This is a genomic window from Gammaproteobacteria bacterium, from assembly GCA_016705365.1.
Lineage (GTDB): Bacteria > Pseudomonadota > Gammaproteobacteria > Pseudomonadales > UBA5518 > UBA5518.
The window spans coordinates 2,135,165-2,148,363 of the sequence record JADIYI010000008.1; the positions used below are offsets into that span (position 1 = coordinate 2,135,165).

The following is a 13,199-nucleotide window of genomic DNA, read 5'->3' on the forward strand; positions in this document are numbered from 1 at the left end:
ATGGCGCGCATGAACATGATCCAGGCGATCAATTCCGCACTCGATCTGAGCATGGGGCGCGATGAAAACGTGCTGGTGCTCGGCGAGGACGTGGGTTATTTCGGCGGCGTGTTTCGCTGCACCGCCGGGCTGCAGAAAAAATACGGCAGGCATCGCGTGCTCGATACGCCGATCGCCGAGGGCGGCATCATCGCCACCGCGATCGGCATGGGCGTCAACGGGCTGCGTCCGGTCGCGGAAATCCAGTTTGCCGATTACATCTACCCGGCGACGGACCAGATCATCAGCGAACTGGCGCGTTTGCGTTATCGCAGCGGCGGCGAGTTCTGGGCGCCGGTGGTGGTGCGCTCGCCCTGCGGCGGCGGAATCCGTGGCGGGCAGACGCATTCGCAATCGCCGGAAGGGATATTCACCCACGTATGCGGCCTGAAGACCGTGATCCCGTCGAATCCCTACGATGCCAAGGGCCTGCTGATCGCCGCGATCGAGGACGACGACCCGGTGATGTTCTTCGAACCCAAGCGCATCTACAACGGTCCCTTCGATGGCGATCCGCACAAGCCGGCGGAGTCCTGGGCGAATCATCCGCAGGGCGAAGTGCCGGAAGCCTATTACACGATTCCGATCGGCGAGGCCGCGATACGCCGCAGGGGCAACGATGTCACCGTGATCACCTACGGCACCATGGTGCATGTCGCGGCGGCTGCAATAGACAGGAGCGGCATCGACGCCGAACTGGTCGATCTGCGTACCCTGCTGCCGCTCGATACCGAGACGGTCATGGAGTCGGTCCTGCGCACCGGGCGCTGCGTGGTGATCCACGAAGCAACCCGCACCAGCGGTTTCGGCGCGGAACTGGTCGCCGAGATCCAGGAGGAGTGCTTCTATCACCTCGAGGCACCGATACAGCGCGTGACCGGCTGGGACACTCCCTATCCGCATGCCTTCGAGTGGGAATACTTTCCCAGCCAGGACCGGATCATCGCGGCGATGCGCCGCACACTGGAGGGCTGATTCGATGGCGCGCCAGGTGATGAAGATGCCCGATATCGGCGAGGGCGTGGTCGATGTCGAAATCGTCGCGTGGCATGTGAAGCCCGGCGATACGGTGGCCGAGGACCAGCACTTCGTCGACGTGATGACCGACAAGGCAACGGTGGAAATGAGCTCGCCGGTGGCCGGCGTGGTGAGCGAGTTGTGCGCGGAGCCCGGCGCGCGTATCACGGTCGGGGCGCAGCTGATCGTGTTCGAGACGGATGCGGCACTGGCCGCAGCGCCCGCAGCGGCTGCGAACGCGGTGGCGGCGCGCGAGCCGGAACCCGAAGCGGCCCCGGCCGCTGCGCCAGCGCCGCCCGAGCCCCCGTCACCGGTGCGAGCGATTCCGCCCGAAGCCGCGATGGCGCCGGCTGCGCCGTCGCGCGAGTCCATCCCGATCGCGCACGACTCCGCGCATCGAGCGGCGGCCGCGCCCACCGTTCGTCGCCGCGCGCGCGAAGCCTTGATCGATCTTGCGGGCGTTCCGGCAAGCGGAAAGGGCGGACGTATCACGCACGAGGATCTGGATCGCTATATCAGCGGCGCGCGGCCCACCCCGAAACCCGCCGTGCCGCTGCTGCGCGATACCGGCGACGCAGCGCAATATCATGCGCATCCCGTGTCATCGACCGCGATTCCCGTGCCTGGCGCGCCCGGCATGCGCACCCTGAAGCTGATCGGTCTGCGCCGCGTGATCGCGGAAAAAATGGCCCTCAGCAAACGGCGTATTCCGCACTATTCCTATGTCGAGGAAGTGGATCTGAGCGAACTCGAGTCGCTGCGCCAGCACATGAACGCGGCGCGCCGCGCCGATCAGCCCAAACTCACTTATCTGGCGTTCATCGTCAGGGCGCTGGTAAAGGCGCTGCGCGAATTTCCGCAATGCAATGCGCATTTCGATGACGAGGCCGGCGTGGTGACGCAGTTCGACGCGGTGCACGCCGGGATTGCGGCGCAGACGCCAAACGGGCTGATGGTGCCGGTGGTTCACGATGCACAAGCGCTCGATCTGTGGCAGACGGCCGCGGAGATCCAGCGCGCGAGCGACGCCGCGCGCAACGGCAAGGCGAGCCGCGCGGAGCTCTCGGGTTCGACGATCACGATCACCAGCCTCGGCAAGCTCGGCGGAATCGCCTCGACGCCGGTGATCAATCATCCGCAAGTCGCGATTCTCGGCATCAACAAGAGCGAGCTGCGCCCGGTGGTGCGCGACGGCGCGATCGTCGCACGGCTGATGATGAACCTCTCGGCTTCATTCGATCATCGCATCGTCGACGGGCATGACGGGGCGAGCCTGGTGCAAGCGATCAAGGGCCTGCTGGAACATCCGGCGACGATATTTGTCTGAATCCGGCGGGGATGTGTGGCGCTGCGGGAACTCTCTCGGCATCAGCGTCGCAGACTACGTGGAAGCGGCAGCGCCGGATACGGGCAAATCGCGGGCTGGACACCCGACAGGACACCGGGCGTCAGCCGACCCAGAGGGTTGGATCCGGTCGGGGAGGGGCTGAACCGCATCGGCGGCATCAGCATTAAGCTGGCGCGGGTGGCGCCTGAATTCAATTCGCCATTGCCGGGAGTTGCGGGCGGGCGCGCTGGCGTCAATGCTCATCGCGGCGCCGCTTGAACTCCGCCGCCAGCACGACTGCCAGCGCAACCAGGAACATCAGCGTGCCAACGACGTTGACCTGCATCGGAATCTGGCGTTTTGCGGAACCCCAGACGAACATCGGAAAGGTGGTCGTGGTGCCGGCATTGAGGTTGGTGATGATGAAGTCGTCGAAGGACAGCGAGAACGACAGCAAGGCAGCGCCGAGGATGCCCGGAAATGCCATGGGGAAGGTGACCCTCCAGAACGTTTGCCACGGGGTGGCGTACAAGTCCATGGCAGCCTCCTCGAGTCGTGGGTCCATGCCGTTCAGGCGTGCCTTGACAGTGACCACCACGAAGGACAGGCAGAACATGATATGGGCGATGAGAATGGTCCAGAACCCCAGTTGTCCGCCCAGGCCAAGAGCGATGAACAGGGCCAGCAGCGAGGAGCCCATCACGATCTCGGGAGTTGCCATCGGCAGGAGCACCAGCAGGCTGGCGGCAGAACGCCCCGCAAAACGGTGCCGCACCAGGGCGAAGGCCATCAGCGTACCCAGGAAGGTAGCGCAGACCGTCGCCAGTACGCCGATCTCCACACTGCGCCAGAGTGCCTCGCACATGCCGTACGGTTCGCAGGGATGAATCCAGTTGTTCCAGGTAAACGAGCCAAATTCGTACACGTTGCGGCTGGGCGGTGTGTTGAAGCTCATCGCCACCACCACCCCGACCGGAATGAACATGTAGACCAGCACCAGCACCCCGATGATCAGCACGAGATGCCTGTCCAGCCAGTTCAACAGGATGCGCCAGGGCTTCATAGCAGTTCCTCGGTGCCGGACTTGCGCACGTAGAGCATCACCATGCCGACGATCAGCAGCATCAGCACCATGGACAGCGCAGCGGCGGCCGGGTAGTCGCCTACCGTGATGAACAGGCTCTCGATGACATTGCCGAGCATGCGGGTCTCGGTGTTGCCGAGCAGTTGCGTGTTGATGTAGTCACCCACCGCGGGAATGAAGGTCAGCAGCGTGCCTGCCACGACCCCCGGCATGGACAAGGGCAAGGTCACCTTGAGAAAGCCGCGCAAAGGCGAGGCGTAGAGATCCTGCGCCGCTTCGATCAGGCTCCCGTCGATCTTCTCCAGGGCGGCATAGAGCGGTAGCACCATCAGCGGAATGAAATTGTAGGTCAGTCCGGCCACGACCGAGACCGGGGTTGCCAGCAAGTGGCCGCCGGGCGCAAGCAGGTGGAGCGTCTGAAGGGTCTGCACTACGATGCCCTGGTCGGCCAGAATCAACTTCCAGGCCAGGGTGCGGATCAGGAAGCTGGTGAAAAATGGTGCAATGACCATGACCAGCATGAGGTTGCGCCATTTACCGGCCTTGAATGCCATGCTGTAGGCCAGGGGATAGCCCAGCAGCAGGCACAACACCGTGGCGATTCCACCGTAAAGCAGCGAGCGCCCGAGGGGGCCGGTGTAATCGCCGATTGCATGCCAGTAATTCGTGACGCTCCACGTCATCTCGTAACCGGCGATCGCGCCACCGCCGGGGTCATAGAGGCTGGTAGCCACCAGTGAATACAAGGGGACGATAAAGAACAGCGCCAGCCACAGACCGCCAGGCAGCAGCAGCCAGTAGCCCAGGGGAATGCGATGCCGCTGCGCGGGCACCTCGAGCACGGGCGGCGTTGCGGGAGTGGTGGCCATCAGCCCCCCTCCGGAGCATGCGAGCCGGCGCTGGCGGGCACGTCGCGATCGAGCACAAAGGCGTGCGCCGGATTCCAATGCAGTTTGACCGCAGTGCCGGGGGCAAGAACCCGGCGCGCGCCCGTATTCTGCTCGAATACCGATAACTCCTGCTGCCAGGGCATGCGCACCAGATACTGGGTGCTGACGCCAACGAAGCTGGTGTCGGATACCACCCCACCCTCGATGACATCGAGTTCATCGCCCAGCGTATCCGTGGCTTCGGCAATGCCGACTTTTTCGGGCCGCACCCCGAGCCAGACGCGCCCCGCCGTGGCGCTGGCGCGCGATTTGGAAACGCCGAGCCGCGTGCCCGCGACATTGAGCACCAGGCGCGCGCCGCTGGCATCCACTACCTCGGCTTCGAGCAGGTTGGATTGTCCCAGGAAATTCGCCACGAACGTGGTGCGGGGATTTTCGTACAGTTCGGCGGGCGTACCCAGTTGCTCGATGACGCCCTTGTTCATCACCGCAATGGTATCGGCCATTGTCATCGCTTCTTCCTGATCGTGCGTGACATGCACAAAGGTCAGGCCCACTTCGCTCTGGATGCGCTTGAGTTCGATCTGCATCTGGCGGCGCAAACGCAGGTCAAGCGCTCCCAGCGGTTCATCCAGCAGCAGCACTTCGGGTTTGTTGATCAGGGCACGGGCCAGCGCCACGCGCTGCTGCTGACCGCCGGACAATTGAGCGGGTTTCTTTTTGGCATGGCTTTCCAGTTCGACCAGCGCGAGCATGTCGGTGACCTGCCGGCTGACATCCTTCACGCCGCGCCGGCGCAGCCCGAAGGCGACATTGTCGGCGATGCTCAGGTGCGGAAACAGCGCATAGCTCTGAAATACCGTGTTGACGGGCCGCTTGTAGGCTTTGACTCCGGCCACGTCGATACCGCCGATCATGATCCGTCCCGAGCTCGGCTGCTCGAGGCCGGCAATCATGCGCAGGGTGGTCGTCTTGCCGCAGCCCGAAGCGCCGAGCAGACCGAAGAAGGAGCCACGCGGCACCACGAGATCGAGATTTTTCACGGCGATGAAACTGCCAAAGCGTTTTGTCACACCCTCCAGCCTCAGGTCGTGGCCGGCATCGTCATCACCGGGTGAGCGTCCTTCATGTTCGCGGGCTGGCGTGTCGAGTGGTCCTGGTTCAGTCGTCATGATCAGCCGCCCATGGCTTCGGTGAAATCGTGGGTATATCGCCGGTTCCTGGTCTCGTTCAATGGCATCATGGAAAAGCTCCGTGACAGCAGTTCCTCGGACGGAAAGATCAGGGGTTATCCGCCAGCGCAGGCGCGATCCCCTGCATCGCCTCGCGCGCCCCCGCGACGGGGCAGATGCCGTAGACATAGGCCGCCAACCGGGCCGCCACCTCGGGATCGTAATAGTGGTTGATCCATTTTTCGGCGTTGGCTTTGTGCCGTGCGCGATTCGGAATCATCAGGTTGTCGCACCACAGCACCAGGCCTTCTTCGGGCGCCACGAAGCGAATATCGGGATTATCGAGCTGCAGTTGCGCAACATCACCGGACCACGCCAGGCAGGAAGCGATGTTGCCCGCCACCAGGTCTCCCCTGAACTCGCTGCCGTTGAAGGCCTTGATCTGGCCGCGTCGTCTCGTGCTGACCAGCAATTCGATCGCCGAGTGCCAATCGTCATCGTCGAATCGGCTTGGGTCCGCGCCCACCAACCTGAGCATGAAAGGCATGGTGTCTTCCATGTCGGACAGCAAGGTGATGCGCCCGCGAAGATCATCCCTGGTGAGCAACTCGCCGACGCTCCCGACCTCCGGAACCAGCGCGGCGTTGTAGGCGATTCCGGTAAAACCGCTCTGCCAGGGCAAGCAATAACGGCGGCCCGGGTCAAAAACGGTTTGCCGCAGACCTGGCAGCAGGTTGGCAGTCACGTTGGGCATGGCGGAATGATCGAGTTCCTGCAGCCAACCCAGTGCGATCATTCGTGCAGCCAGCGGGTTATTGAGGATCATCAGATCCCGATTCACCGGCTGACAGGCCCCCAGCTGGTTGAGCACCTTGGCAAAGAACAGCTGGGCGTCCGTGATGTCTTCGGTCAAATGGACCGTGATACCCGTTTGCCGCTCGAAGCCGTGCAGGGTCGAATCGGGGTCGTCGACGGGGTCCACATAGGCGGGCCAGCTCGATATGCTCAGCTCTTTCTCGCTGCCCGACAGGTCGGTGCTCGGGCAGGACTGCGGCGTCTGCCGTCTGCTGGGCGTACTGAACATCGGCAGCACCGCGGCGCTGGCGCCGAGGAACGCGGCGGCAGCGGCTGTCTTGAGCAGAGTGCGGCGCAACTGTCTGGCGGACATTGGTTAGTTTGTCCATTCACCGGGTGCAATGATTGGCGCATTGTCCCCGCGGTTCAACGGCGCTGTCCACCCGGCCTTGGCCCTGGGGCAACTCGTGACGTCAACGTGCGCCAATTCTTGCATGATTGAAGCGGTAATAGTGGCGCAGGCGTTCTGCCTGCCAGCAGGGATGGACAGCGGTTCGGGCACCGCCCATCCGCCAATCATGGGCGGGTAGCACGCTGGCAGGCGGCGTGTACGCGGCGCGCCCCGACGAGGGTCCTACGCTTTACACGGATGAAGGCGCAGCGGCTCAAGCGTGTGTTCGGTATCGATGTGGAGAGCGGTGCGCTGCGGCAAGGCGTTGCCCGGTCCGCCGTCAACAGGGCCGCCGGAGAGTGCGTGAGCGGTACACACGGGCGGTGCGCGAACCGGGGGGCAGGGAAGCGGCGGACTCGGACAAATCGCGGGCTGGACACCCGACAGGACACCGAGCGTCAGCCGTCCCGGAGGGTTGGATTCGGTCGGGGAGGGGCTTTATCCGTCCTGCTACCTACACTTAGCGTGTTCAGCCTGTTGGAGGGTGGAGAAGAATCCTCATGGACAAGAAGATCATGGTACGGATTGTGATTGTCCTGCTTGCGCTGGCTGCGAGTGTGGTCAGCACGCTGAGCCTGGCCCAGGAGGGGTCGCTGCGTGAGCGCATCCGGGAGTGGCGGGCGCAGCGACAAGCCGGGCACGCGGCGCCGCGGAGCGAAGCAGACCCGAAGGCAAAGATCACGAATGCCGGCGACCATGTGTATTCGATCGATCACGACGGCATCAAGCGCGAATACAAGGTGCATGTGCCCGCCGGCTACGACCCGGCGAAACCGACGCCGCTGCTGGTTGCGCTCCACGGTGGGGGCGGCAACATGAACTTCATGGCGTCAGACGAAAACTACGGCCTGATCTCGAAATCGGACCGGACGGGTTACATCGTCGTGTTCCCGAATGGGTTCAGCCGATCGCCAAGCGGCCAGCTGGCCACCTGGAACGCGGGTAACTGCTGCGGTCCTGCGCGTGACAACAACGTCGACGACGTCGGCTTCATCCGGCAGATGATCGGGAATCTGTCACGGCAATTGAACATTGACCACCAGAAGATCTTCGCCACGGGCATGTCCAACGGCGGCCTGATGGCACATCGATTGGCTTGTGAAATGTCCGGCACCTTCAAGGCGATCGCTGCCGTTGCCGGGACCGACAACACGAAGAGTTGCAACCCGAAGAGTCCGGTTTCCGTCCTCCAGATTCACGCCAGGAACGACGACCACCTGCCGTTCAACGGCGGCATGGGGCCGAAGAGCATGCGCTCCGCGGTCACCGAATTCACCTCGGTGCCGGAGTCGATTTCCCGTTGGGTCAAACGCGATGGTTGCGAAGCGACGCCCAGGCGCGTGCTCGACAAGGCGGGCGCTTACTGCGACCGGTACGCGCCCTGCAGCGGTGGTGCGCAGGTGGAGCTTTGCGTCACCGAAAAGGGTGCCCACTCCTGGCCGGGCGCGCGCAAGTGGCGCAGCAGCGAGCCGCCATCCACCGCGATCAATGCTGACGACCTCATGTGGGACTTCTTCATGGGCCTGAATCGCTGATGTGCCCCTGGACAATCCCGGCGTGTTGCGTAGCCAGTGTGGTCATCATGACCGATCTCGGCTTCACCGAATGGGCCAGCGTCTTTGGCGATGCAAAGATGATCACGGCGCTGCTCGACCGGCTCACGCACCCATGTCATATCGTCGAGGCGCGCTACGGGTCCTGGCGTTTCCGCCAAAGCGTCGATGCGCGGCACAACCGAAATTCCGAGCCGAAAAACGCAAAGGAGGTGAGCCTGGGGCCAAACGCGCAATACGCGGACCCGGTCTCCGATGCAGTTGACTGTGACGCAGGCGTAAACCAGCACGCTGACGCGTTCGGCAGCACGACGCTCGAATTGATCACGTGCTGGCAGAGGGGCCGCGGCCGGACATGACGACAGTGGCCAGGATTCTGTATTACAGCGACATTCATATCGAGATCCGGGAAAAGGAAGAGCCGTCCGCATGGACCGCGATGCGGCCGCTCGCGTTCGGACCCGACCTCGCCGGTCTGGCCGGGACCGCGGACCTTCTCGTGCTTGCCGGCGATATCGGCCGCATGCGCTCACGGCGCGATGTCTCGACGCTGCATTACGCGGAGCAGGCCGCGGCGTATCTGGGATGTCCCGCGCTGGTGGTGCCGGGAAACCACGAGTACTATCGCGGTGTCTTCGAGGACGAGCGCGACGCGCTCCTCGCGGCGCAGGCCGCGGGCGTCACGGTGCTCGATCGGGGCGAGGCGCGCTACCCTTGCGGATCTGCTTCGCTGCGGGTTCTCGGCGCTACGCTGTGGACCGACTACGCGGTACTGGGTGATCCCGGGCAAGGCATGCGCGAAGCCGAGCGGACGCTCGAGGACCACCGGCTGATCACGTGCCGGGGCGGAGGGCCGTTCCTGCCGCAGGACGCGTTTGCCGAGCACCGGCTGTCGCGCGCGTGGCTGGCGCAAAAGCTGGCCGAGCCGCACGATGGGCCGACGCTGGTGGTGACGCACCATGTGCCCCATCCCGCCGCGCGCAATCCGGTTTTTGGCGCGACTTCCCTCTCGCCCGCGTTCGACAGCAACTGCGGCGATCTGATCGACGCCGCCGCCAGGGCCAAAGTTGTCGCGTGGGTCTTCGGGCACCACCACTGGAGCCTGGAGGTCGATGTGGGCGGGGTGCGTCTCGTTTCCGCGCAATTCGGGTATCCGGGGGAAAACACCGCCTGGAACGGTCCGGGCAGGCTGCGGATCTGAGCGCAAGCCGCGGGTCGATCCCGGAAATCGTGCTGACCGGCGAGGAGCGAGCGGAGTTGGCGAAGCTGATTCGTTCCAAGCTCACCAGCGTTCGACTGGTGCAGCGTGCGCGTATCGTACTGCTCGCCGCGAGCGTGTCGCGACACTGGCGTGCGAACGGATTGAAACCGCAGCGGGTGCGTGGCTTCAAAGTCTCGCGCGATCCGAAGTTCGTGGAGAAACTCGAAGATATCGTCGGGCTGTACATGTCGCCCCCTGAGCATGCGCTCGAATTGTGCTGCGACGAGAAGAGTCAGGTACAGGCGCTCGATCGCACGCAGCCTGGGCTGCCGCTGAAGAAGGGGCGCGCCGCTACCATGACGCATGCCTACAAGCGCAACGGCACGACCACGCTGTTTGCCGCGCTCAACATCCTCGACGCTCAGGTCATTGGACAATGTCAGCAGCGTCACACCCATGTCGCGTGGCTGAAGTTCCTGAAAACCATCGCCGTCCTGCAGAAGGTGATTCGCGCCAATAGCCGCTTAAGTTCCAAACAGAATGAAGCACTACACTAGGAGCGGTTGCTGGCGAACACCGCGGAACTGATCGAACGTGGTGGCTTCGGCTCGCCGACCATTTTTTGTCAACGGCAGCGACATATATTTCGGCAATGACCGGCTGGAGCCGGTCGAGCACGCGTTGCTTGGCCGGGCGTGAGCAGGAACAGCCTCCAGGCGTCCCGGCTTACCGGAGAGTCGGCTCGGAACATGGCCCCGCTGTCATGGTCCAGAATTCCTGGGCTATCGACCGTCTCGACCTTGAGTGACGGCGTTTCGGCGCACACCGCATTGCTACGGCGGGAGATGGGCTGGCACATTTGGCGAGTCTTCCGAACTGTGTGCCGGGTACGTTCAGATTCATTTGACAGTTCTATGGAGGCACGGATGAAAGCGGCGGTTGTACATGAGTTTATGGACCCTCCCGGTTATGCCGATTACCCATCGCCGAAGGCGGGAACGGATGAGGTTCTGGTGCGTGTCAGCGCCAGTGCGCTGAGTCAGCTTGTACGGGCCCAGGCTTCTGGCAAGCATTACAGCAGTGGCAGGCCGCCGCTGGTGCCGGGCGTGGATGGTGTTGGTTATCTCGAGGATGGCCGCCGCGTCTACTTCGCCTTCCCTCGTATGCCCTACGGGGCTATGGCCCAACAAACCGTGGTCAACTCTGCGAACTGGGTTGAAGTACCGGATGCGCTCGAGGATGTAACGATCGCAGCAATTGCTAATCCTGGTATGTCTTCCTGGGTAGCGCTGACCGAGCGCGCAAAGTTGCGAACGGGTGAAGCCGTGTTGATCAACGGTGCTGCAGGTGCTTCAGGCCGCCTGGCGATCCGTATAGCGAGGTACCTGGGCGCTGGCAAGATTATCGCTACTGCGCGCAACCCTGACTGTTTTCCTGATTTGTTGTCACTGGGGGCGGATCAGGTCATCCCGCTGGAGCTACCCATCACCGGCCTGAAGGTACTGTTTCGCGAGGCGATTCATGATCAACACGCAAGTATTGTGCTCGATTACCTCTGGGGGGCATCTGCCGAGGCTTTTCTTCAGGTGGCCGGGGAATATGCGGGAGCGCGTGCGCAACCGCATATACGTTTTGTGCAGATCGGCTCCATGGCCGGCACCAACATCACTTTGGCAGGTGCCTCGCTCCGCAGCTCACGCCTCGAGTTACTTGGCAGTGGGCTCGGCAGTGTTTCGCATACGGATATCGTCGCTGCCGCAGCTCAGGTATTCCAGGCTATCGGTGCGGCGCGGTTGTCCATCGATACCGAAAGTTTCGATCTGGCACAGGTCCAGCAGGTCTGGGGGCACAAAACCAACTCTCGCATCGTATTCAAGATTGCACGGGAGCCGGCATGATCGAGTTGGTGGACGTCAGTGCCTGCCACCAGCAGCATCAGGCGCAGGATTGCCCCCGGTGTGGCCGAGGTGTCGCAGTCCTCGCTCAGCTTCCCGCCTTCAGCTCTGTCAGAAATCGGGCTGCATCGATCGCACCAATCTGCTCGGCGATCTCCTTGAGAGTGCCGGATTCACCGAGTGGCGCGAGCGGGTCTATGCCTTTGCTCACGGCCAGTTTGAGGAAGTCCTGCACTGGAGGTGTGAGTTCGAACCTCACCTGATTGCCGAGCGGGATGAAAAATGCAAGGTGGATCAGGTTCAACCCGTTGCCGTCGAGTGCCGTCGGGTTCTTGCTGCGATTGAGCATTTCCGTCGCGAGCGGAAACTGGCGGGCGGTAACCGCAAGCATCAGTGGCGTCGTGGCTTCCCGGTTCGCGATGTCCGGATCCGCGCCCGCATCCATGAGCATGGTGCCGACTTCGTGGCGTTTCTCATTCGTGACGATGCCGCCGATGTAGGTGTGGGTCTTCACCACTTCGTGCAGCACGGTGTTTCCGAAGGTGTCCTGCTGGTTGACGGGGATGCCGGTCTCGATCATCTGCTTTGCATCCGCGGCGTTGCAGAAGCGGTCGGCACCGAGTGAATAGATGCAGAAAAACAATCGGGTTCTGCCTTCGGAATCAGCGGACTTCGGGTCCGCGCCCTGCTCGATCAGCAGCGGCAATACTTCCGAGCTGGCAAGAATGTATGGATAGGTCCAGCGGTTGGTGGAGAACGGTATGCCTGGTTGCGGCTGAAGCAGGTTCAGTCGCTTTTTCACATCGACGAGACCTTCGTCGATGAAGTAGCGCGCCTTGTCGAGGTCCGGGCGTGCGTTGTTGAGTGCGGTTGCGGCGCCGATGTAGATCCCGGCCGCACTCATGAACGGAGCCGAGTATCGCGAGTCGATGAACAGGCTTTCGTCGTATTCGGTGACCTGATCGCGTGTGCCCTGGTTGACCACCCAGGTCCCCATCTTGTTGCCAGCCTGGTAGGTGCCTGTCTCGAGCGATGTGCCATCCTCCTTCCAGGTGCGGTACGTTCCATCCAGTGCGCCTGCGACCCAGTGCTCCTCGAGTTTCGGACTGCCGTTCAGATAGTACTGCTTGTGCACGCCTTCCCAGCCGTCGCCCTCGACCGTGGTGCCTTCCTCGACGAGGACCGTTTTGTCGCTGCCCTGCACTTCTGCCCAGGTCTTCATCGGTCCGATTGGCATGGTGCGTTCGCTGAGCGGTTGGCCGGTACAGGTGAAGTTGCGGTAGATGCCGACAGGGGAGCCTCCCGCATCGGCATCGGACTCGACCTGCAGAGTGCCGTTTTCACACCAGGTCCGACTCGGTCCGGCAGGCATCAGTCCCCCATCGCGTGGACCGCGGGCGACGTACTTCAACGTTTTCTCAGACTTTTTCTGTCCGTTCGGATGCCATTCTTCGATCAGACCGTTGGGGAATCCGTCCACATAAGGAACACGCCGGAGAACAAGCCCTTCGGCCGTCTTCTCCACTACGGTGCCCGTGACAACCTCGCCACCCTCCCGCAATGTTGCGGGCTGGTTGTTCAGCACGTTGGCATCGTTGATCTCGCTCATGGTGATTTCACCGCTGCCGCAGGCGGCAAGCAGCAGTACACTCAACAGGGTTGCGGTGCGGAATTGGCAAAAACAGACAGGCGAACGACCGGCAGAATGGAACACGGCAGATCCTCCGAACGATACAGGATGATCGTGCGGGCCGAATAAATCACCGTGGGCGCCG

General features: G+C 62.8%; 10 protein-coding genes and 2 pseudogenes. 7 read left to right on the forward strand and 5 right to left on the reverse strand.

Annotated elements, in window-relative coordinates; translation table 11 throughout:
- Both IPF49_17390 and IPF49_17395 read left to right on the forward strand, forming a co-directional pair.
- Entirely contained in the window at positions 1–1,014 is a 1,014-nt protein-coding gene (locus tag IPF49_17390) for an alpha-ketoacid dehydrogenase subunit beta (protein MBK6289373.1), read from the forward strand.
- 4 nt (positions 1,015–1,018) lie between these two features.
- A complete protein-coding gene (locus IPF49_17395) occupies positions 1,019–2,383 on the forward strand; it encodes a 2-oxo acid dehydrogenase subunit E2 (protein ID MBK6289374.1) in 1,365 nt (454 codons plus the stop codon).
- A 253-nt stretch (positions 2,384–2,636) separates the two neighbouring features.
- Here the strand turns inward: IPF49_17395 and IPF49_17400 are convergent, their stop codons facing one another.
- The 4 genes from IPF49_17400 to IPF49_17415 all read right to left on the reverse strand — a co-directional run bounded on the left by IPF49_17400 (position 2,637) and on the right by IPF49_17415 (position 6,697).
- Complete coding sequence (locus IPF49_17400; GenBank protein MBK6289375.1) at positions 2,637–3,446, reverse strand: ABC transporter permease; 810 nt, start codon at positions 3,444–3,446, stop codon at positions 2,637–2,639.
- Positions 3,443–4,336 carry an ABC transporter permease gene (locus tag IPF49_17405; GenBank protein ID MBK6289376.1) on the reverse strand — a complete coding sequence of 298 codons (894 nt, stop codon included), beginning with the start codon at positions 4,334–4,336 and terminating at the stop codon, positions 3,443–3,445. The genes IPF49_17400 and IPF49_17405 overlap by 4 nt, the downstream gene beginning before the upstream one ends.
- On the reverse strand, positions 4,336–5,529 hold the full coding sequence (locus IPF49_17410; protein ID MBK6289377.1) for an ABC transporter ATP-binding protein: 1,194 nt from the start codon (positions 5,527–5,529) through the stop codon (positions 4,336–4,338). The genes IPF49_17405 and IPF49_17410 overlap by 1 nt, the downstream gene beginning before the upstream one ends.
- A 109-nt stretch (positions 5,530–5,638) precedes the next feature.
- On the reverse strand, positions 5,639–6,697 hold the full coding sequence (locus IPF49_17415) for a spermidine/putrescine ABC transporter substrate-binding protein (GenBank protein ID MBK6289378.1): 1,059 nt from the start codon (positions 6,695–6,697) through the stop codon (positions 5,639–5,641).
- A gap of 578 nt (positions 6,698–7,275) precedes the next feature.
- On the opposite strand from IPF49_17415, the gene IPF49_17420 reads away from it, so the two are divergent.
- The 5 genes and pseudogenes from IPF49_17420 to IPF49_17440 all read left to right on the forward strand — a co-directional run bounded on the left by IPF49_17420 (position 7,276) and on the right by IPF49_17440 (position 11,427).
- Complete coding sequence (locus tag IPF49_17420; protein ID MBK6289379.1) at positions 7,276–8,310, forward strand: poly(3-hydroxybutyrate) depolymerase; 1,035 nt, start codon at positions 7,276–7,278, stop codon at positions 8,308–8,310.
- Positions 8,310–8,492: pseudogene (locus IPF49_17425) on the forward strand (ATP-binding protein). The gene IPF49_17420 and the pseudogene IPF49_17425 overlap by 1 nt, the downstream one beginning before the upstream one ends.
- Positions 8,493–8,656: 164 nt before the next feature.
- The gene (locus IPF49_17430) at positions 8,657–9,529 is read left to right on the forward strand and encodes a metallophosphoesterase (protein ID MBK6289380.1); all 873 of its coding nucleotides are present in this window, start codon (positions 8,657–8,659) and stop codon (positions 9,527–9,529) included.
- Between the two features lie 131 nt (positions 9,530–9,660).
- Positions 9,661–10,011, forward strand: a pseudogene (locus IPF49_17435) (IS630 family transposase).
- A gap of 444 nt (positions 10,012–10,455) precedes the next feature.
- Complete coding sequence (locus tag IPF49_17440; protein ID MBK6289381.1) at positions 10,456–11,427, forward strand: zinc-binding alcohol dehydrogenase family protein; 972 nt, start codon at positions 10,456–10,458, stop codon at positions 11,425–11,427.
- 85 nt (positions 11,428–11,512) lie between these two features.
- Here the strand turns inward: IPF49_17440 and IPF49_17445 are convergent, their stop codons facing one another.
- The gene (locus tag IPF49_17445; GenBank protein ID MBK6289382.1) at positions 11,513–13,078 is read right to left on the reverse strand and encodes a hypothetical protein; all 1,566 of its coding nucleotides are present in this window, start codon (positions 13,076–13,078) and stop codon (positions 11,513–11,515) included.
- Between the last annotated feature and the right edge of the window lie 121 nt (positions 13,079–13,199).

Bases quoted from the DNA above. Each gene is read 5' to 3' on its own strand.
- IPF49_17420 (MBK6289379.1), top strand. From the start codon at position 7,276: ATGGACAAGAAGATCATGGTACGGATTGTGATTGTCCTGCTTGCGCTG.
- IPF49_17440 (MBK6289381.1), top strand. From the start codon at position 10,456: ATGAAAGCGGCGGTTGTACATGAGTTTATGGACCCTCCCGGTTATGCC.
- IPF49_17410 (MBK6289377.1), bottom strand. From the start codon at position 5,529: ATGACGACTGAACCAGGACCACTCGACACGCCAGCCCGCGAACATGAA.
- IPF49_17400 (MBK6289375.1), bottom strand. From the start codon at position 3,446: ATGAAGCCCTGGCGCATCCTGTTGAACTGGCTGGACAGGCATCTCGTG.
- IPF49_17415 (MBK6289378.1), bottom strand. From the start codon at position 6,697: ATGTCCGCCAGACAGTTGCGCCGCACTCTGCTCAAGACAGCCGCTGCC.
- IPF49_17395 (MBK6289374.1), top strand. From the start codon at position 1,019: ATGGCGCGCCAGGTGATGAAGATGCCCGATATCGGCGAGGGCGTGGTC.
- IPF49_17405 (MBK6289376.1), bottom strand. From the start codon at position 4,336: ATGGCCACCACTCCCGCAACGCCGCCCGTGCTCGAGGTGCCCGCGCAG.
- IPF49_17390 (MBK6289373.1), top strand. From the start codon at position 1: ATGGCGCGCATGAACATGATCCAGGCGATCAATTCCGCACTCGATCTG.